The 19,874-nt window shown below is 36.1% G+C and carries 15 protein-coding genes; 6 read left to right on the forward strand and 9 right to left on the reverse strand.

All coding sequences use genetic code 11. The annotated features are described in order from the left end of the window. Window positions 1-17: 17 nt before the first annotated feature. Both AAGD59_RS04170 and AAGD59_RS04175 read right to left on the reverse strand, forming a co-directional pair. On the reverse strand, window positions 18-1,499 hold the full coding sequence (locus AAGD59_RS04170) for a hypothetical protein (RefSeq protein ID WP_265027759.1): 1,482 nt from the start codon (window positions 1,497-1,499) through the stop codon (window positions 18-20). 63 nt (window positions 1,500-1,562) lie between these two features. Continuing rightward, window positions 1,563-4,031 (reverse strand): valine--tRNA ligase, encoded by a 2,469-nt coding sequence (locus AAGD59_RS04175; RefSeq protein WP_174516760.1) that lies wholly within the window; start codon window positions 4,029-4,031, stop codon window positions 1,563-1,565. 259 nt (window positions 4,032-4,290) lie between these two features. Between AAGD59_RS04175 and AAGD59_RS04180 the strand changes: the two genes are divergently transcribed. Beyond that, window positions 4,291-5,379: a hypothetical protein gene (locus AAGD59_RS04180; protein ID WP_341812878.1), complete on the forward strand. Its 1,089-nt coding sequence runs from the start codon at window positions 4,291-4,293 to the stop codon at window positions 5,377-5,379. Window positions 5,380-5,429: 50 nt separating this feature from the next. On the opposite strand, the gene AAGD59_RS04185 is transcribed toward AAGD59_RS04180, so the two are convergent. Beyond that, complete coding sequence (locus AAGD59_RS04185) at window positions 5,430-5,945, reverse strand: gamma carbonic anhydrase family protein (protein ID WP_141457186.1); 516 nt, start codon at window positions 5,943-5,945, stop codon at window positions 5,430-5,432. 144 nt (window positions 5,946-6,089) lie between these two features. Here AAGD59_RS04185 and secG point away from each other — a divergent pair, with 144 nt between their 5' ends. From secG to AAGD59_RS04200, 3 genes are read left to right on the forward strand one after another with little or no spacing between them, the layout of a single operon-like run. Further along, window positions 6,090-6,410, forward strand: a complete 321-nt coding sequence (secG, locus tag AAGD59_RS04190) for a preprotein translocase subunit SecG (protein WP_007548880.1) — start codon at window positions 6,090-6,092, stop codon at window positions 6,408-6,410. Beyond that, window positions 6,410-8,014: a CTP synthase gene (locus AAGD59_RS04195; protein ID WP_015588967.1), complete on the forward strand. Its 1,605-nt coding sequence runs from the start codon at window positions 6,410-6,412 to the stop codon at window positions 8,012-8,014. Before secG ends, AAGD59_RS04195 begins: the two co-directional genes overlap by 1 nt. A gap of 25 nt (window positions 8,015-8,039) precedes the next feature. Beyond that, on the forward strand, window positions 8,040-8,450 hold the full coding sequence (locus tag AAGD59_RS04200) for a nucleoside deaminase (protein ID WP_015588966.1): 411 nt from the start codon (window positions 8,040-8,042) through the stop codon (window positions 8,448-8,450). Between the two features lie 106 nt (window positions 8,451-8,556). Here the strand turns inward: AAGD59_RS04200 and AAGD59_RS06980 are convergent, their stop codons facing one another. Together AAGD59_RS06980 and AAGD59_RS04210 are read right to left on the reverse strand one after the other, a co-directional pair. After that, window positions 8,557-8,763 (reverse strand): hypothetical protein, encoded by a 207-nt coding sequence (locus tag AAGD59_RS06980; RefSeq protein WP_410529959.1) that lies wholly within the window; start codon window positions 8,761-8,763, stop codon window positions 8,557-8,559. A 157-nt stretch (window positions 8,764-8,920) separates the two neighbouring features. Beyond that, a complete protein-coding gene (locus AAGD59_RS04210) occupies window positions 8,921-10,186 on the reverse strand; it encodes an MFS transporter (RefSeq protein WP_256359313.1) in 1,266 nt (421 codons plus the stop codon). Window positions 10,187-11,288: 1,102 nt separating this feature from the next. Here AAGD59_RS04210 and AAGD59_RS04215 point away from each other — a divergent pair. Together AAGD59_RS04215 and AAGD59_RS04220 are read left to right on the forward strand one after the other, a co-directional pair. Beyond that, on the forward strand, window positions 11,289-12,389 hold the full coding sequence (locus tag AAGD59_RS04215; protein ID WP_015588963.1) for an ATP-binding protein: 1,101 nt from the start codon (window positions 11,289-11,291) through the stop codon (window positions 12,387-12,389). 547 nt (window positions 12,390-12,936) lie between these two features. Then, window positions 12,937-13,935 carry a pyruvate dehydrogenase complex E1 component subunit beta gene (locus AAGD59_RS04220; protein ID WP_015588962.1) on the forward strand — a complete coding sequence of 333 codons (999 nt, stop codon included), beginning with the start codon at window positions 12,937-12,939 and terminating at the stop codon, window positions 13,933-13,935. Here the strand turns inward: AAGD59_RS04220 and AAGD59_RS04225 are convergent. From AAGD59_RS04225 to AAGD59_RS04240, 4 genes are all read right to left on the reverse strand, one after another. Continuing rightward, window positions 13,911-14,291: a TrbC/VirB2 family protein gene (locus AAGD59_RS04225; protein WP_015588961.1), complete on the reverse strand. Its 381-nt coding sequence runs from the start codon at window positions 14,289-14,291 to the stop codon at window positions 13,911-13,913. The two genes, AAGD59_RS04220 and AAGD59_RS04225, sit on opposite strands and share 25 nt — an antisense overlap. Window positions 14,292-15,017: 726 nt before the next feature. Further along, window positions 15,018-15,818: a hypothetical protein gene (locus tag AAGD59_RS04230; protein ID WP_197907194.1), complete on the reverse strand. Its 801-nt coding sequence runs from the start codon at window positions 15,816-15,818 to the stop codon at window positions 15,018-15,020. Between the two features lie 571 nt (window positions 15,819-16,389). After that, entirely contained in the window at window positions 16,390-18,186 is a 1,797-nt protein-coding gene (gene lepA, locus AAGD59_RS04235) for a translation elongation factor 4 (protein WP_015588959.1), read from the reverse strand. Window positions 18,187-18,265: 79 nt separating this feature from the next. Beyond that, on the reverse strand, window positions 18,266-19,669 hold the full coding sequence (locus tag AAGD59_RS04240; RefSeq protein ID WP_265027789.1) for a malonyl-CoA decarboxylase: 1,404 nt from the start codon (window positions 19,667-19,669) through the stop codon (window positions 18,266-18,268). Window positions 19,670-19,874: the final 205 nt, after the last annotated feature.

A 19,874-nucleotide genomic window follows, 5' to 3' on the forward strand; every position in this document is an offset into this window, starting at 1 on the left:
CCAGTGTACAACTGTACTCAAAATGTGTGGCAGCTGTTGGTCGGGGTAGAACATCCACTGGTATATCCAGAATCACATGAAGCATCATTCAGCTTTTTATATGGCGGTCTTATTGGAGTGGATATATAAGGTGGTTTTGGTTTCGGGAACTGTTTATTAACAGACTCATTTTCACCTATTCCTTCAAGTTCTGATAAATGTTCACTGCTTATATCTGAAGAAATGGAATGACTTTGCTCGTCTTCCTGCCCAGTTACTGCTTGCAGATGTTCAACTTTTCTTTTCAAATCAGAATTATGTCTTTTCAAATCAGAATTATGTTCTCTTAATTCCTCGCATCCGTCATCCAACTCTTTTTCGCTACTTTTCAACTCACTGTTATTATCGCGCAACTTTTCATTAAGTTTTTTTAACTCTCCGATCTTATCAAGATTTTCATTGTTTTCCTCTTCTAATTCCTTGTTTTCCTCTTCTAATTTCTTGCATAGTTTTTCTTTTTGTTCTAAATCTGCAGCTAGCTGGATCGTTTCTTGCGCTTTTTTATTTAACTCTTTTTTCAATCGTCCTTCTTCTTCTAATACATCATCTAAATCAGATTGTAAACAAGAAGTTTTGCCTTTTTCTTTTCTTAACTGCACTGCTAATTTTCCTACTTTTTTCCTTTTCTCCTCTAAACATGTTTCCAATTCTGTTATTCTTTCTTTTAATGAAAGAGCTAAAATTCCTTCATATTTTAATTCATCTAACTGCCTTTTTAAGGAATCTATTTCTCTTTGAGATTGAGATAATTCCTCCATTAAAGAATCCACTCTTTCATTCAATCTTACATTTTCATCACGTAACTCTTGGTATTCAAGAGAAAGCATCTTCTCCTTATGTTCTAACTGACCTTGTACTTTTGCACTCAATTCTGTATTTTCATCGTGTAAATCTTTGTTCTTATTATTAAGAGCACCTATCTTACCCTCTAATTCTCGGATTTGATTACCTTTATTATTTAACTCTTTTGTAGCATTATCTAATTTTTGCTGTGCATCATCTTGTTGTGTCTTTAACTGCTCTATTTCCTTATTTAACCCTGCAATTTCGCTTTCCAAATCTTGCTTTTCTCGAGTTAATTGATCTTTTAATTCCTTCACTTCTTTATTTACAGCTTCTTTAGCTTTTTCTCCCAGAGCTATTTTACTTTCTAACTCTTGTACCTTACTCTCTGATTGTTGTTTTACGCTTTCTAACTCTTGCTCTTTTTCAGCAAATTTATTTTTCTCAACCTCTATTTTCTTATTATTACTAATTATTTTACATGAAAGTGCAAGCACCAAAATAGAAAGTATAGACAAACTCAAAGCAACAGGAAGAGCTACATTAAAGGCTGCAACTGAAGACAAGAACTTAACATAAGGGGCAACAGGAAGTGTCCCAGACGCAAGCAATACCAAAGTAGCAAGAGCACCAGCTATAAGATATGGTGCATTGGTTTTACTATACAAATCCCTCATTATTCCCTCATACTAATAATGATTACAATAGCATGGATATTAAAGGAAGTAAAGCTATAAAAATCAGTATAAGTCTATATTCACTATGTATTTTCCGTCTTCAGTTTCAAGCTCAGACTGCATCCACTCTATCATTTCTGCATTGCACACTGCCTGCAAATCATCCTGTGCAGATTGATCTAACTTATCCTCTTGTACGCTCGCTTTTATCATCAACTTTTTTATCAGATGCTTAACTGATACATTATTATCTGCCTTTATCTTTCTGATAATGTTTAATATCTGAATAACATTATCTCCCATTTCCTCTGAATATTTATCGTAGATAAGTTCTTCTTTGCTCGGCCAATTACTTTGATTGTGTACAGAATTATAACTATACAACTGGTGGTATATCTCTTCTGTAATGTAAGGCAAGAAAGGTGCAAATAACCGCAAAATAATATTCAGTACATATGCCAAACTTTGCTTTGCACTTAAGGTTGCTTCACTGCTTCCGTACGCGCGTTTTTTTACTAATTCCAAGTAGTTATCACAAAAATCCTTCCAAAAAAATTCTTCTACTGCGCCCAAAGCTTCGCAGTATTCAAACTGTAATAGGTTATTCGTTGCTTTACCTATTACTTTGTACAGCTTAGACAGTATCCATTTATCCATCGTCTCACTGATGGAATTTATGCTTACTGTTTGATGCTTTTCCATGAACATGGAAACAAACTTGCTAGCGTTCCAAAGTTTTGTAACGAGGCGCTTGCCAATTTTGAATATATTTTCAGAGTAGACTGTATCAACTCCAAGCCTTGAGTTCGCTGCCCAATAGCGCACTACATCAGCTCCATAAGTTTCAAGTATTACATGAGGAGTAATGATGTTACCCTTTGATTTACTCATCTTTTTCTTATCATCTGCTAAACACCAACCGCTGATCATAATGTTTTTCCAAGGTAAAGAATTTGCATGATAATGTGCCTTTAAAATAGTATAAAAAGCCCAAGTTCTTATTATCTCATGGCTCTGGCTGCGCAGATCTGCAGGAAATATCGTATCATAGCGATGATTTGGTAAGCTAAACTCACTGTTTACTGCTAGTGCACTTAGTTGAGGAGTAATTGAACTTGTGGCCCAGGTATCCATTACATCTTGATCTGGGATAACCTCTTCTTTGCTATACCCTTTTGGCAAATCTTTCAATGGATCTATAGGCAGGTCCTTTATCTCAGCTAGAATAATTTTACCTTCTTCTCCCTTACGGTTGGAATACCACGCTGGAAATGGCACACCAAAATAACGTTGCCTTGAGATGCACCAGTCCCAATTTAGCCCTTCTATCCACACTTCCATACGTTTACGCATAGTAGCTGGATGCCAATTGCATTCTTTTACTTTATCTAATACTTGAGCTTTTTGCTCTAAAGTCTTGATAAACCATTGATAAGTAGGCAATATCTCAAGTGGTGCACCAGATCTTTCTGCGCACTTAACAGAATGAGAAATGTTAGTGCTTTCTACCAAAAGTCCTTTTTCAGTTAGGATTTCGATCATCCTCTTTCTTGCTGCTACAATTTTTAGTCCATTTATTTCATAGATTCCAGCGTCACGCGCTGGAATGACGCCGGGGTGTGGTGGAATGACATCATGAAGGTTCATCCTCCCATCCTGATCGATGATAATTTTCATCGGCAGATTATGCTTTTGCTGCCAATATATGTCGAGCTCATCACCGAATGTACAACACATAACAAGCCCAGTGCCTTTATCTATTTTAACCTTATCATCAGCTATTATTGGAACTTTTGTCTCTGTGATCGGCACCACGGCTGTTTTTCCGATCAGATGGGTGTAGCGCGCATCCTCTGGATGACAAAAAACTGCAACACATGCGGGAAGTAACTCAGGCCGCGTAGTTGCAATATTGATCTGCTCATTTTCTTGAGTAGAGAAAACTATCGTGTTTAAGGATGACTCAAAAACTTTATCTTCTATTTCTGCTTGTGCAATTGCTGTTTTATCAACCGGGTCCCAAAGGATGGGCTGCATTTTTCTATATGCATATCCCTTATTATATAGATCAATAAACGACATCTGTGAAAGCGTCACAGTTTCCTTGCTGATCGTGTGGTATTCCAAATCCCAGTCATAACTAATGCCGACCGATTTAAATAGTTCCTTGAATTCTTGCTTTGATTTTTCAATAACCTCATGGCACATCTCTATAAATTTTTCCCTGCCAACTTCTTTTGCGCGGGTTTTATAGGTTTGCTCAACCAATCTTTCAGTGGGAAGCCCATTATCATCAAACCCAATTGGGTAAAACACATCTTTTCCCAGCATGCGCTGAAACCTTGCAATAAAGTCCGTGTGGCAATAGCTAAATATATGGCCGATATGGAGTTTTCCTGATATTGTCGGTGGAGGCGTGTCTATAGTGAAAGTGTTATCCTTTTCACCATTCCATTTATAAACTTTACTACCTTCCCATAATATGTTGCATTTGTCTTCAACTTCTTTAAAGCCGTATTTTTCTTTTAACATAAATATTTCTCAATTTTAAACTTTAAGCTAGCAACGTCATACCGCCGCGGTATCTCTAGATCCCGCTAACAAGCAGCGGAATGACGATGGTCGGTAAACCTAAATTACTTTAGCTATAGCACAATTAAGTAAATACGGCAATTTTACGCCAAAATTTTTTGTTTACGAACATAAATTTTCTATGCTATGATAAAAATATTACTTGACCTTAGGTTCTAAGGGTATTATGTAATGTTAATTATATATATTGAGGTTAAATATGCATAATTCAAATCAAAATCTTTCACCTGGAGCAACTTCACCAACTGATATAACATCTGATCAAGAAGGAACTATAAATAAAAACTCTATTGAATCAGGAACAGAGCAGTCGTTACAAGGTTCTTTAGTTGGTAATCAAGAGTCTTTAAATGATTATGTTGATGCGAGTAGCACGCCTGTGTCTGAAGGGATTAATGATACAATGCAGGTTGCCGATGATAATGAGGTTACGTCGGGCAATAAAGGTAATCGAAGTGTTGTTTCTAGTGATAGCACGACATTAAGTGAAGGTTCTGTTAATGGGCAAGAAGGTGTTACTAAGTCAAAAAAAGGAAAAGGAAAAAGATCAAAAAGTAAAAGAATACAACGGAGTAAGCAGCATTTAAAAGAGAAAGACGAGGAAATAACAGCATTAAAAGCTCAACAAAATACACAAGAAGTTGCGGACTTACAGCAACAGTTACAAGCTAAAGACGAGGAAATAACAGCATTAAAAGCTCAACAAAATACACAAGAAGTTGCGGACTTACAGCAACAGTTACAAGCTAAAGACGAGGAAATAATAGCATTAAAAGCTCAACAAAATACACAAGAAGTTGCGGACTTACAGCAACAGTTACAAGCTAAAGACGAGGAAATAACAGCATTAAAAGCTCAACAAAATACACAAGAAGTTGCGGACTTACAGCAACAATTAGCAGATAAAGAGAAAGAAATAGCACAACTAAAACAACAACAGCCAAATGCTGAAGTTGACAAACTGAAGGCAGACTTAACAGCTAAAGAGAAAGAAGTTGACAAGCTAAAGAAGGAAAATAAAGAATTAGAAGCTGAAAACAAAAAAATTCAACAACTAAAACAAGGCAATGGAGCACGGTACACTGCTACTGTTGGTATGGGTCTTGCTGCTGGACTGATAGCATTTACTGCACTTGAACGTACAGTTAAGTTAGAGATGTTAGTAATGATTGGTATAGCAGTAGCATCTGCACTCGTAGCCGGTGGTATTACATATGCAGTATTACATAGTACTCAAGTAGATGGGGCAAAAGCACAAGAAGTAAATGAGAATGGGAAAAAGAAGTAACAAGGGTTAAGCCGAAATGTACGTGTCAAGTAAAACACTTGACGCGAGCTTCAGTTTTTATATTCATTCATTAGCATAATATAATTTTGTGCTGATTGTGTAATATGTTTAATTTCTTCATTCGACATTTTTTTGAAGAATTTTGCTGGCCTGCCAGCCCATATTTCCCCACTTTTTATCACTTTTCCGTGTGTTACCAGTGAGCCAGCAGCTACCATAGCTTCAGGCTCCACAACTGCATGGTCCATCACGGTAGAGCCCATACCAATAAACGCCTTATCATGCACCGTGCATGCGTGCAACACACAAAAATGTCCCACTGTTACCATGCTGCCAATAATTGTGTCACCACCTGGGTTTCTATCCACATGAATTACCGTTCCATCTTGAATATTTGTTCCATTACCTATTTTTATTGATCCAACGTCCCCTCTGATTACACAATTAAACCAGATGCTTGCATCTCTTCCTATTTCAACCTTGCCTATGATATGCGAACCACCTGCGATGAAAGCACTTTCGTCTATTTTTGGTTCATAATTTTTGTATTTTAAAATGTGATACATATTAAGCCCAAAGTTTTATGCATATGTTAATCAAAATAAGGTAAGCAGTAAATACATACTTAGATTTCAAGTTATTTGGGTGACAGATGTTCTTGACTTACGTGCTTTGTACTGCTAAAATTTTTATTTTCAGCCCTATCTATAATGTCAGTAGCGGTATTAAGTATATTTCAAATAATATTGGTTGTTGTGTTAGTAATTTTAGTGCTCTTGCAGCCGCCTGGAAGTAGTTCGTTAAGTGGTTTTAGTAATACACAACAGGGGGTCAATTCGATGATTCCGGTGAAATCTTCTGAAAACCCGCTCAGCAGAATAACGGCTATTGTTGCTGGATTGTTTATTATAAACACATTGCTATTGTCAGGATTATGTTCAAAAGACGTACATAAAAAATCGATCGCAGAAAAAATTATATTAGAAAAAAAGCAAGAAAGTGAATCTACTTCTGTTCCATTTGAAAATTAATGAAGGAAGCTAAATTTATCTTTGTCACAGGTGGAGTTGTGTCATCGCTTGGTAAAGGCTTAGTTGCTTCGAGTGTTGGTGCGCTTCTTCAAGCTCACGGTTTTAAGATCCGTATCAGAAAACTTGACCCGTATCTCAACATTGATCCTGGGACAATGAACCCAACTCAGCACGGAGAGGTATTTGTTACCGAAGATGGTGCTGAAACTGATTTGGATCTTGGGCATTATGAGCGTTTTACTGGAATTAAAGCAACAAAAGATGACAATATAACAACTGGTAAGATATATCATGAGTTATTGAAGAAAGAGAGGCGTGGTGATTATCTGGGCAAAACTGTGCAAGTCATTCCTCATGTAACAGATTTGATCAAATCGTTCATTTTTAATGGTACGGAAGGTTTAGATTTTGTAATATGTGAAATAGGCGGAACTGTAGGTGACATTGAAAGCCAACCATTTTTGGAGGCTATACGCCAAGTTAACTACACATTAGGAAAACAAAGAGTTATCCTGATTCACTTAACTTTAATACCATATCTTACCGCAGCGCAAGAATTAAAGACAAAACCAACGCAGCATTCAGTTCGAGAGTTAAATTCCGCGGGGTTACAACCAGATATTATATTATGCCGCAGTGAGAAAGAAATTTTCGATAATCAAAGAGAGAAAATAGCTAAGCTTTGCAATGTTTCTTTATCCAATGTGATACCTGCCCCTGATGTGAGTCATATATATGAGTTACCGGTGTTGTATAGCCAATGTGGGCTTGATACGCAAATTTTGGAGCACTTTCATTTAAGTAAGCCAAAACCAAGCTTGACTGAATGGGATCAAATAGTGCATTCCATAAGGCACCCAACACAGGAAGTTACTGTATCTATAGTGGGAAAATACACCGAATTCCCTGATGCATACAAATCACTGGTTGAAGCATTAAATCATGGTGCGATTAGTAATAAAGTCAAAGTAAAGATAAATTGGGTTAACTCAAGAGAGAAGGAAGAAAAACCTATAAATGAAAAGCTTATAGGGGAGAAGTTACAGAATTCTCATGCAATCCTTGTTCCAGGGGGGTTTGGTGATGACGGAGTAGAGGGTAAAATATTAGCAATAAATTATGCCCGTACAAATAATATCCCATTTTTCGGAATTTGCCTTGGTATGCAGCTTGCAATTATTGAATTTGCTCGTAATGTTGTTAAGCTTGAAGATGCACACTCTGAAGAATTTCGTAACTGTAAACATCCAATCGTTAAGTTAGCTGGCGATCAAGATGACGATCTTGGTGGAACCATGAGACTTGGGGCATACAAATGTAATATAAATGCAAACTCTAAAATGATGGATGCATATAGTAACACTACTATTTCAGAAAGACACAGGCATAGGTACATAATCAATTCAGATTATAAAGATGACTTAGAAAAAAATGGGCTGTTATGCAGTGGCATATCAGAAGATGGAACGTGCATAGAGGCAGTGGAGTTAGAGAGTCATCCGTGGTTTATTGGTGTGCAGTTTCATCCAGAATTTCAATCAAAGCCGTTTTCTCCTCATCCTCTTTTCGTGTCGTTCGTTAAAGCAGCAATTGATAAGAAATAAGTGCCTAGTGTTTAAGTATCAATATATGGAGCTTGCCATAGAGCAAGCCAAACTCGCTCAAAAAAATGATGAGGTGCCCATAGGTGCTGTAATAGTGAGTGGAGACAATATCATTTCTTCTGCACACAATATATCCAGCGATCCAACTGCACATGCAGAGATGTTAGCGATCAGACAAGCATTTTCAACTCCCACGCTTTGTGATGCTGATATGTACGTAACATTAGAACCATGTCCGATGTGTGCTCAAGCCATTTCCTTTGCCAGAATTAAACGATTGTACTTTGGAGCTTATAATCCAAAAGGTGGAGGAATTGAAAATGGTGCTAAGATATTTCAATTTTGCAGCCATATACCTGAAGTTTATGGTGGGATATTAGAAACAGAATGCTCTTTTTTGTTAAAGGATTTTTTTGAGAAACTAAGGAACATTTGATAAATCGTCATGCTACTTGTTTTCCGATACAAAATCGTCATCCCGCTACGTGTTAGCGGGATCTATGCTAGGAGATACCGTGACGGTATGGCGGTTAAGTAATTCGTCATTCCAGCGCGTGACGCACAACTATACAAACATTGTCCACCAGCAGGGTGTCATCCGAGTAGCTGACACTGCCCTTCTTTGTCATCCCAGTGCCCAGACACTGGGATCCAGAAGACTTAATTTTAACCAAGTGGCTGCATAATAAAGGCTGGATTCCAGTGTCAAGCACTGGAATGACATTACAGGGACACTGGGATGACATCATCCTTTTCTCTGGATTCCAGACTGGAATGACAGCAGTCCTACGTCATACCGTCACGGTATCTCTAGATCCCGCTAACAAGCAGCGGGATGACGGTTGTCAGGGTGTCAGCTACTTAGATGAAACCCTTTCCCGGTCTATCAAATCACATAGGAGAAAACTAAGACCAATCAAATTTCTTATCTTGCGGTTTTATTTGCAATATTGCTACCACACTGATCAACAAGCAGAAGACTATATAAAGCCCAGCAGCAAGGTTTGTTTGAGGAAATGTTACAGTCAACCAAATACAAACCATAGGAGTAAATCCTCCATGTAACGCATAAGAGATATTGCGTGATAAGCTCACACCACTAAATCTAACATTGGTAGGAAAGAGTTCAGATGCAACTATTCCTATGGGAACTATACCCCTTTCTATTATAGAGAGAACCATTACGCTCAACGCAATCACAAGATAATTTTTATAGTAATATGCAATAGATAACGCAGGACAACACAGTGCCATTGTAATTGCTATAAATAAGATTGCAGTGCGCTCTTTTCCAACTTTATCAGCCAACATTCCAAACGCTATTGAAGATATCGGCATTAATACACTGGTTATAATCAATACAATTTCGTTGATATATGTTGTTACATAAACATCCACTGATGCTATTTCCTTTGCGAGAGTTCGAAGAAATATGGTAAATCCAACAGCAACATTAACAGGTACAGATATTAAAATAGCAAGTATAAGAGCTCTCTTGTGGCGTTTTATAAGCTCTATTATTGGCAAATCAGGTAAATTTCTTTGTTTTCGATTTTTTTCATATGCTGGAGTTTCTCCCAATGTGTATATGCTATACGCGCTAATTAATCCTAAAATAGCTGAGAAAATAAATGGCAATCTCCAACCCAAGGTACAAAAATCAGTAGTTTTTTTGCAGATAATCACTATCACCGCAGAAAGCAAGACGCCAATGGAGCGACCAAAACCCATCATTCCAAAATACATCCCTAAGTTCTCTTTCCTACTGGATAAATGCTCTATAAGATAAACAGAACTTCCTTGTTCACCACCAAGTGCAATTCCTTGTGTTATATGGATTGCAAGAAGCAATATAGTAGAAATTATACCTACTTGATTGTGACTTGGAATAAATGCAATGAGACTTGATGGTATCGATATTAGCAAGATAGTAATTATTAATGCTATCCTCCTTCCATACCTGTCACCAACGTGACCAAATATGAATGCACCAAGTGGCCTTACAATTGCACCTAGCCCTACAATTCCAAATAATTGCAGTATGTTACTGTAGACATCTTTTGCAAAACAAAACTCTCTGCTGATTATGTTAATCAAATCAATAAAAAGCATGTAGTCATACCATATTGCGATTCTGCAGAGTATGGTTGATATCAACACCCTTGTTTGCACTAAATTCAATTCGTAAATGTTTGCTTATTCTATTCTGGCTGCTTTTTGGGATTTTACAACCTAAACATATGGAGTTGACTTTTTTATTATGGTGTGTGATAATTGCAATGAATATAGCTTATTTAGCAGCACTTATAGCAGCAGCTATAATAAAAATAGCAGCAGTAATACTTTGTGCTATAATGTGTATAAGCATTTTCTTTATATTATTTAAGGGAAAAAGAACACTTAGATTCAAAAGGATTTCTATCTCTTCTGAAAACAGTAGGTGTAATTTATATAATACTATCAATTATATCTCTCCCACTTATTATATTAAGCCTTACTACTCCGTCACCTCTGGTAGTAGGTATAGTAGGTGGTATCGTTGGTGCTATTTCCATAATACCATTAATAGTAGCTTACATTTTGCTTGTGGCTATATCGAATATCTTTATTACCAAGTCTTTATAAATTTGAGCTAATGTTACTGTCTTCATTTCTTCTTGGTTGTAATATTGCTGAAAGTTATCTATTTCCATAGGTATAACATATAATCTGATTTTATAAGATATTCTACCGGGATTAAAATATCGTAAATCTTAGGCGTTATAAACAAAATTTACAGGAAAAATAAGATGATACTACTCAAAAAGGCAAACAATACGGTATTTTTCTGGCATAAGTTAGCGTTCAGCTTTACCTTTCCTTGCAAGACATTTTAGAGCTATTATGTCTTACTTCTTGAAGATACAAGTTAGCGTTTTTAACCCGAATTCTGGATTGGAGATTAAAAAAAACAAGAATATCAATAGCTTATTGTTTTAGCATTTACGATAAAGCAGTAAGCATTTTAAGACTAGTTACTAATTTAGTAAAATTCAAGACTTTCAATAATTTACCTAAAATCTAATCCAGAATTCTGGTTAATAATAAAATCTTGTTTTTTGAAAATGAATTTGGTAAACTTTAAAGATGTATGTGACAATATGGTGATATATTGTTTTTAGTATTTAATAAATTAAAGTACGTACTTGATAATTTTTCTGAACGCTCTAATCAAGCTAAAATAGGTAAGCTAGATAAAATTATTCTTAGTTTAAAATTGGTATAAGGTATTAAGATGAAAAAAATTGAAATTTCAGAATTACTAAAAAGAATTTCAATCTGTTTACTATGCGTGGCAACTATTGTCTCTATCGCTTTTTTGTTTGCCTATATGCATACAATGTTGCTTAGTAAAGGGTATGAGTTAGCTGCACATTATGTTAGTGAAGCTATGCCTTGTGTGTTACTTGTCGTTCCCCTTTTTATTGTTTGGTTTGTATATGATCAAGTATTCAGCAAACTAAAGGAAGTAGAGCTGCCTATATCGATAGAATTAGCTAATTCAGATGATAAAAGAATAACATTTGCTGATGCTATAATTGATGACTCCTTAAAACAACGGTTGCAGATGATTTGCTGTGACCAAATGACAGAAGAAATGCGCAAGCTGTTTGGAAATAAAAGTATTAATTCACTAAGAGGTTACATATTATATGGCCCTCCTGGAAATGGTAAAACACTTATCGCTCGTGCAATTGCAGGTGAATCAAATATGAATTTCATAAGCATCTCAGGTCCTGAACTTATTGGAGTATATATTGGTCATGGTGCACATGCTGTACGCGAGCTTTTTAAAATAGCAAAAAAATATTCTCCTTGTATAGTCTTTATAGATGAAATAGATGCAGTTGCTCAAAAAAGAAGTACCGCTAATAACTCAGCTTACCATTGTCGAGAGAGTTTAACACAGTTGTTAACTGAAATAGATGGATTTAAGAGCAGAAAAGATATAATAGTAATTGGTGCAACTAACCTTATCGGTGGTATAGATCCAGCACTTATTAGACCTGGACGTTTAGGTCAGAAGGTTTATGTCCCTAATCCAAACATAGAGGTGAGACAAAAGATATTGGCACTTTATATGCGAGGTACAAAAACTGATGAAAAGCTAAGCCTCCAAGACATTGCAGACAAGACTGAAGGCTATTCTGGGGCTGAGTTAGAGCAATTAGTGAATGAAGCAAAAATTAGCGCTGGTGCGCAAAGACGGCTTATAGTGAGTGAGGAAGATTTCAGTTACGCGCTTCACAGGTTAAGTCCAGAACAAGAAAGAGATAGAATAAAGTTAGTTTCAAACGCGAAGACACAGATAGAAGAAACTTCTTTTATACGGTAAACATAAAAATTGAAATTATAGAAGTGTAGCTGAGCCAACCTTCGTTATTCTTATTATTACCCACAAATAAAGACATGGTATTGCATTTACTCAAATAATTTAATTTTATTAACCTGAAAGCTTATTGGATTAAAATTATTAAATTAAGAGTTATAATTTTAGCAACTAAAAGCTGTAAATTGCACCATATAAACAGTTATTTCAAGCAAAAGTTATACTGACCTTAGCCAGAAAAAGTGGTGGAAAAGTTAGGAATGTTTTTTACAAAAAAAGACAGTATCAATAAAAAGGATTTTATTCTATTTGAAATATAAAATTATCATGTATTTTTCTGTTATTCCCAAGTGAATTATTATTAACTTAGCAGTATATATTATTAAAAACACAAGCAATACAATCATTTTTAGCAACCAAAACCAGCAAGCGTGAGAAGATTTTTTTTTGGAATGAGTTGGTCATGATGTTTGTAAAACTTAATTTGTACACTTTACTTACCCCCAGTAATTCTGATATAGTTACTTTAGTTAAAGTCTATAAAAGTTTATAAATGGCAACCTTAAGTGTAAGAGAAGCTTTATGCACAGCAATTAGAGAAGAAATGCAAAACGACTCTGATGTGCTTATCATGGGTGAAGAAGTTGCAGAGTATGATGGTGCTTATAAAGTAACGAAAGGATTACTGAAAGAGTTTGGAGAAAACAGAGTAGTTGATACGCCTATTACCGAACATGGATTTGCTGGCCTTGCTGTTGGAGCGGCATTTGCTGGATTAAAGCCAATAGTCGAGTTTATGACTTTTAATTTTTCTATGCAAGCTATTGACCAAATTGTGAATTCCGCAGCAAAAACAAATTATATGTCAGGCGGACAACTTGGATGCCCTATAGTATTTCGTGGACCAAATGGCGCTGCAGCAAGAGTTGCTGCACAACATTCTCAATGCTTTGCAGCTTGGTATTCGCATATACCGGGGTTAAAAGTAATAGCACCCTATTTTGCCTCAGATTGCAGAGGTCTGCTTAAAGCTGCAATTCGTGACCCTAATCCGGTAATATTTCTAGAAAACGAAATAGCTTATGGACATGAGCATGAAGTTTCTGACTCTGAGCTATCAAACAAAGATTATCTACTTGAGATAGGCAAAGCTGCTGTTATACGGGAAGGAAAGGATGTAACTATCACTGCTTTTTCATTAAAATTAATGGATGCCTTAAATGCAGCAGATTTACTTTCGAGTGAAGGTATAGAAGCTGAAGTTATTGACCTCAGAACCTTAAGACCACTTGACACTCAAACTGTTATTAACTCTATTCAGAAGACTAATAGGTTAGTTAGTGTAGAAGAAGGATGGCCATTTGCAGGAATAGGAGCAGAGCTGTCAGCCGTTATTATGGAACAAGGATTTGACTACCTTGATGCTCCAGTTGTACGTGTAACTGGCAAGGACATCCCCTTACCTTACGCTGCAAATCTAGAAAAAAAAGCATTACCGCAAGTGGAAGATATAGTTGAAGCCGTGCATCAGGTCTGTTTTAGAAAAAAATAGTTCTTTTTTGTGTCTCCTGTTCCGCATTGGTCCATCAAAGAAGTATTTCCAGTGCCGCCTATACCACCCATTACTTTTATGACGATAGTTTTAGCACCGAAAAATACAGCACAAAATATACCGAGTGCAAAAAGAGCTGGCCATGGCATTCTACCAAATATCGCAAGCAAAGCTGCACCTATTATCACTACGGTCATAAGCGGTCCGCCTATTCCCCAAACGTAGCCAATAATGTTACATATTACTTGAGCAGTTGTATCAGTATTAGTGTCAGCGGCAGCACTCCCAACATGAGAAAAAGAAATAAATAATACTATAAGAAAAATATTGAAAATTCTCTTGATTGTAGGATTCATCTCTATACCTTAAACTTAGATATTGTAATTATATCTAAAATAGTATAATTTTTAGTAAAACTAGCATAAAGATTGAATAACAAACGGTGCCACAAAAGTAGTTGACACACAACTGCACGAACATTGTGCTACCAGGAGGGCAATGCTTCCTTCTCCTGTCATCCAAGTGCCCTCTTTTTGTCATGAAAGTAGCTGACACTGATTTCCATCCAAGACGGTGTCATCCAACTCCCCTGTCATCCCAGTGCTTGACACTGGGATGGCTTTGTTGCATCGCTAGCTATGATGGATTAAAGATAAAAAAGGTGGAGAATATCAGTAGCTTATTATTCTGGTATTTATAACAAGAACGGTCAGTGAATACCTAAATTTGAGTAAAAGAAATTTCACTACCACTCACTAATCCGGCTAAAATTCAAGAATTTCAATGCTTTAGCTATTTTCAATAGAATTAAATTTATTAATATAAATAACAAATTACTATTCTTAAATTTGATCAGATTGATTGCAAAAAAACAAGATTTTCAATAAGTTGCTTATAATCCTAATTATAGTTAGCCTTTCATAAGTAGCGATGCAACAAAGCCCACTGGGATCCAGCCTTTCTGCAATCTCATCGAAAACGTTGTAACCACTTTCTATGCTAGTTTGCTTGTGAGCAACCTGGATCCCAGTGTCAGCTACTTGGATGACAAAAAAAGGAGCACTGGGATGACATCTTTATATTTAGGGCAAAAGAGGTACTTTCCGCTCATTTTTAACATTTCCTTCTTTTGCTTCATCCACTTTAGAGTCTGGTTCTTTATGTGTATCAGTCACAGATTCTTTTTCTGCTTGCATTATTTTACCTGATATGTACTCCTTAGCTTGCTTAGCGAGATCGATTACAATAACTACTCCAATTGCAGTTGCAATCGTAAGTGCTAGTGCATGTATTCCTACTGCAGGTAAGGACTCTAGTGCTGCTGATAAAGATGATAAGGAATCTACTTTACATATTGGAAAAACACCACTTACAGCGATAAAAGCTCCAGCTATGATGTTTCCAATAAACAGTAAAAGAGAAGTTAAGAACAAGTGCTGATAATTTTCAGGCTGTTGAGACAATCCTTTCGATGTTATTGAAAGCAAAATGTAAGCTACTATTAATGGTATTATGGAAATAGCACCAACGATACCACCTACTATACCTACTACCAGAGGTGACGGAGTAGTAAGGCTTAATATAATAAGTGGGAGAGATATAATTGATAGTATTATAGAAATTACACCTACTGTTTTCAGAAGAGATAGAAATCCTTTTGAATCTAAGTGTTCTTTAATTCCCTTAAATAATATAAAGAAAACGCTTATACACATTATAGCACAAAGTATTACTGCTGCTATTTTTATTATAGCTGCTGATATAAGTGCTGCTAAATAGGCTATATCCATTATCATTTTACCACTAAACTTAATAACACTGCAATTATCACATACCATAATAAAAAAGTCAACTCTATAGCTAACCCAAGAAAGGTTTCCCACGTCATACCGCGATTCATTCGCGGTATCTCTTAGCCGCTAACAAGCAGCGGGATGACGGTTGTCGTTTAGCCATAAACATTAAGAAATTTACCAAATAAAAAAAAAGGCAAAAGAAGCCCCGTGGTTGGCTAATTACTTACATTATACTTTCAAGTATGGCGTTTTTTTATTCTAAATGCTTAATAACCGCGATTTAGTTGCTTTTAAACCGCAACTAATCTAAATTAGAAACATTAAGAAATTTACTAAACAGAAAAAAAGGCAAAAGAAACCCTAGGGTAGCTAGTTATTCACTATCCATTTTTTAAGTTGGCGTTTTTTTATGTTTTAAACGCTTTATAAGCGCGTTTCAGCTTATGTAGGTAGAAGTTTGATAAAGACATAAGGTGCACATAGTGCAAAAAATTAAACATGAGACGCCAGATACGTGAGTTTTTTTGTCATTTAATCTGTACAGAGAAGATAAATAAATAGCTTCAGTTTCATGATAAGGGGGCTGGCGGAGTTTGTCAAGTAAGTTTTTTCGTTTCTAACGGTTGTTGCCAAAAACTATACAAGAAGTCTTTTAAGATCAATCACTTATCTTCAAGGCTTGAATAAAAGCATTCTGTGGAATATTTACGTTCCCTATAGAATGTAACCTTTTTTTACCCTTCTTTTGCTTTTCAAGTAGTTTCATTCTTCGCGTTACATCTCCACCATAGAGTTTAGCTGTTACATCTTTTCTGTATGGGTTAATCGTTTCTCTGGCAATAATTTTTCCGCCCACTGCCGCTTGAATCGCGATTTTATATTGCTGACGTGGTATTAGATCCTTCAAGCGTGCACATATTTCACGCCCCCTTTTTTCTGCCCTACTTTTGTGAACGATACAAGCCAGTGCATCTACGGGCTCTCCATTAATTAAAAAGCTTAATTTATCTATTTGGCTTACCAGATAGCTGGAAATTTCCCAATCCAAACTTGCATATCCTTTGGAAATTGATTTTAATCGATCATAAAAGTCAAAAACAACTTCAGATAGTGGTAATTTATATCTTAACAATGCTGTTGTTGTGTTACCAATGTAAGATAAATCCTCCTGTTCTCCCCTCCTTTCTTCACATAGAGATAGAATCTCTCCCAAGTATTGGTCAGGGACCATTATTGTTGCAGTAATCCACGGCTCTTCCACAATTTCAATTTTCGTTGGATCTGGCATATCACTTGGGTTATGAATATTCAAAACTTCACCACTTCGTGTTGTAACCCTATATATAACACTCGGTGCAGTTGCTGTTAGGTCTAAATCAAATTCTCTCTCGAGCCTTTCTTGAATAACTTCAAGATGCAACATTCCCAAAAAACCACAACGAAATCCATAGCCTAGTGCATTTGAAGTTTCAGCTTCGAAGGTAAAACTTGCATCATTTAAATGTAACTTTTCTAGAGCTTCTCTTAGATATTTAAAATCATCCGTTTTATGAGGAAAAATGCTACAAAATACCACAGGATGCACTTCTTTAAATCCAGGAAGTGCTTTACTACAAGGTCTCTTTTCCTCAGTGATAGTGTCCCCTACCTTGCAGTCTGCTACTTCCTTCATTGAAGCAGTTATAAAACCAACTTCACCCGCTGAAAGTTCACCCGTCATCACTTTTTTAGGGGTGAAAATACCGATATTATCTATCTGATATGTAGCATTATTAGACATCATAACAATTTTCATGCCTTTTTTTAGCACTCCATTTTTAACTCGCACTAAAATTACTACTCCTAAGTAAGTGTCATACCAACTATCAACTAAAATTGCTTGCAATGGAGCATTGACATCACCTTGAGGAGCTGGAAGTTTTGCTACTATTGCTTCCAGTACATCTTTTATTCCAAGTCCAGTTTTTGCTGATATTAAAACTGACTCACTTGCGTCAATGCCAATTACTTCCTCAACCTGGAGTTTTACCTTTTCTGGATCTGCAGCAGGAAGATCAACTTTATTGAGCACAACTATTATTTCATGGTTGTTGTCAATAGCTTTATATACATTTGCAAGGGTTTGTGCTTCAACGCCCTGGCTACTATCTACCACTAAAAGTGAACCTTCACATGCGGCTAAGCTTCGACTTACCTCGTAAGAAAAGTCAACGTGACCTGGGGTGTCCATGAGATTTAGGCAATATTGATTACCGTCGTTTGCCGTATAATTGAGTTTTACCGTCTGTGCCTTAATTGTAATCCCACGTTCGCGTTCTATATCCATTGAATCGAGTATTTGATTGGTCATTTCTCTTGCTTCAAGGCCGTTACATTCCTCTATTAAACGGTCAGCAAGCGTTGACTTACCATGGTCTATATGCGCTATTATTGCGAAATTCCTTATGTTGTTCATTTATGGCCCACTATACTTAATTAGTGAAACTATTTTACATTTTAAGTGTTGTGAGGGCAATCCTTTATTAAGAGACTATTTACTCCTTCAACATAGACGACACTTTTTTCGAGCAGGAAATCACTTTATTAACCATATAGTTTTCATGATTATTATCTATTTTAGGCAACTCATATAGATAATTTACCATCATCCCGGCTGACTGACTAATACCCTTTTCAGAAGTATCCGCCATCCAGTTTAATTGTTTTATTGATGCGCCATTGCTTAAATGAAAATGCGCCACCGGGTCATAAGTATTTCCATTACTATTATTCACTTTTAGTAAATAATATGCACATAGTTTAAGCATGTATTGTTTAGTTTCATTTGTACATTCAACATTAGTTTTTAATTGCTCTGCACTTTCTAAAATTTCTGCACTAGATTGTTTTATATTTAGTTTGCCCAATAAAGTGACATCTTGGTTTAGATTGTTTTTTAGCCATTTCGTAAAGCCAGGTATTGGAGAAAGAGTTGCATATGTTTTTATACTTTTAAACTCCTGTGATAGCTTTTCTACAACCCTTTTGATCAAAAAATTACCAAGGCTGATTCCAGATAACCCTGCTTGAGTATTTGATATTGAATAGAATATAGCAGTGCTCGCATTACTCGGATCATTTGAAGGTACTGACTCATCTAAAAGGTGTTGAATGCTATCTGCAATCTTATCCACCAATGCAACCTCTACAAAAATTAGAGGTTCGTTTGGTATCTTGTAATGAAAAAAAGCAAAACAGAGACGATCAGAGTCTAGTCTGTTTTTTAGGTCGCCCCAAGAGGAAATTTTATGCACAGCTTCATATTTTATAAGTTTTTCTAGCAATGATGCAGGTGAATCCCAGGTGATTTGACGAAGATCGAGTAGATCAACATCAACCCAAGTATAGAGTATATTTTTTAATTCGCTCTCTAGTGGATTCAAGCTTCTATATTGGTTCTTTAGCTTAAGCACATCAGAACGCATATCAACAATAAACTTAATGCCTTCTGGTAAAGAAATAAATTGCTTTAATATTTTAGAACGCGGTGATTCAAGAATTTTTATTAAATCCTGTTCAAATTTATAGTTTAACTCGGGATCTTGGTTTTTCTTATACTCTCTAATTTTCTCATCTATTTCCGCTTTATTCGGATTAAATTTTTCTGCCAGGGTTTGTAGAAATTTTATTTTACCTTTCTCTGATAAGCTTAAGTACAAGTTACCAAGAGATACAGCGTTTTTACGTGCTGAAACCTCCCCTCCCTTTGGATTTAAGCACTCGTTCATCTTCAAGACTAAACTATCGATATCGCGACTGTTGCTTAAATCAGGACTGATGTTACCAATCCACGATCTTACAGCATCTGCCACTCCACCTAGTATTTTAAAAAAGCTTCTTACCGCCTTTTTGTCTTCAACTTTCACTATATCAGTTTTTACCAATGATTCTTTTGTCATAGATTCCCTTTATTATACATAGCTAATGCAAGTCAGGGTCATACCGCCGCGGCATCTCTAGATCCCGCTAACAAGTAGCGGGATGACGAATTTGTCGTTTGTCAAATCGTCGGTAAACCCAAGTTATTTTAGCTACATATAGCTTAAGTTAAAGGAAAATTTTAGCTACATAGCAGGCACTATTACTGAATTATTAATGATTCAG

Source organism: Wolbachia endosymbiont (group A) of Cephus spinipes, from assembly GCF_964026895.1.
In the GTDB taxonomy this organism is placed as follows: domain Bacteria; phylum Pseudomonadota; class Alphaproteobacteria; order Rickettsiales; family Anaplasmataceae; genus Wolbachia; species Wolbachia pipientis.

Excerpts from the sequence above, each read along its gene's own strand:
- AAGD59_RS04225 (WP_015588961.1), bottom strand. The coding sequence starts at position 14,291 with ATGAATCCTACAATCAAGAGAATTTTCAATATTTTTCTTATAGTATTA.
- AAGD59_RS04170 (WP_265027759.1), bottom strand. The coding sequence starts at position 1,499 with ATGAGGGATTTGTATAGTAAAACCAATGCACCATATCTTATAGCTGGT.
- AAGD59_RS04175 (WP_174516760.1), bottom strand. The coding sequence starts at position 4,031 with ATGTTAAAAGAAAAATACGGCTTTAAAGAAGTTGAAGACAAATGCAAC.
- AAGD59_RS04185 (WP_141457186.1), bottom strand. The coding sequence starts at position 5,945 with ATGTATCACATTTTAAAATACAAAAATTATGAACCAAAAATAGACGAA.
- AAGD59_RS06980 (WP_410529959.1), bottom strand. The coding sequence starts at position 8,763 with ATGATGTCATCCCAGTGTCCCTGTAATGTCATTCCAGTGCTTGACACT.
- AAGD59_RS04220 (WP_015588962.1), top strand. The coding sequence starts at position 12,937 with ATGGCAACCTTAAGTGTAAGAGAAGCTTTATGCACAGCAATTAGAGAA.
- AAGD59_RS04240 (WP_265027789.1), bottom strand. The coding sequence starts at position 19,669 with ATGACAAAAGAATCATTGGTAAAAACTGATATAGTGAAAGTTGAAGAC.
- secG (WP_007548880.1), top strand. The coding sequence starts at position 6,090 with ATGTCAGTAGCGGTATTAAGTATATTTCAAATAATATTGGTTGTTGTG.
- lepA (WP_015588959.1), bottom strand. The coding sequence starts at position 18,186 with ATGAACAACATAAGGAATTTCGCAATAATAGCGCATATAGACCATGGT.
- AAGD59_RS04180 (WP_341812878.1), top strand. The coding sequence starts at position 4,291 with ATGCATAATTCAAATCAAAATCTTTCACCTGGAGCAACTTCACCAACT.
- AAGD59_RS04215 (WP_015588963.1), top strand. The coding sequence starts at position 11,289 with ATGAAAAAAATTGAAATTTCAGAATTACTAAAAAGAATTTCAATCTGT.
- AAGD59_RS04200 (WP_015588966.1), top strand. The coding sequence starts at position 8,040 with ATGGAGCTTGCCATAGAGCAAGCCAAACTCGCTCAAAAAAATGATGAG.
- AAGD59_RS04195 (WP_015588967.1), top strand. The coding sequence starts at position 6,410 with ATGAAGGAAGCTAAATTTATCTTTGTCACAGGTGGAGTTGTGTCATCG.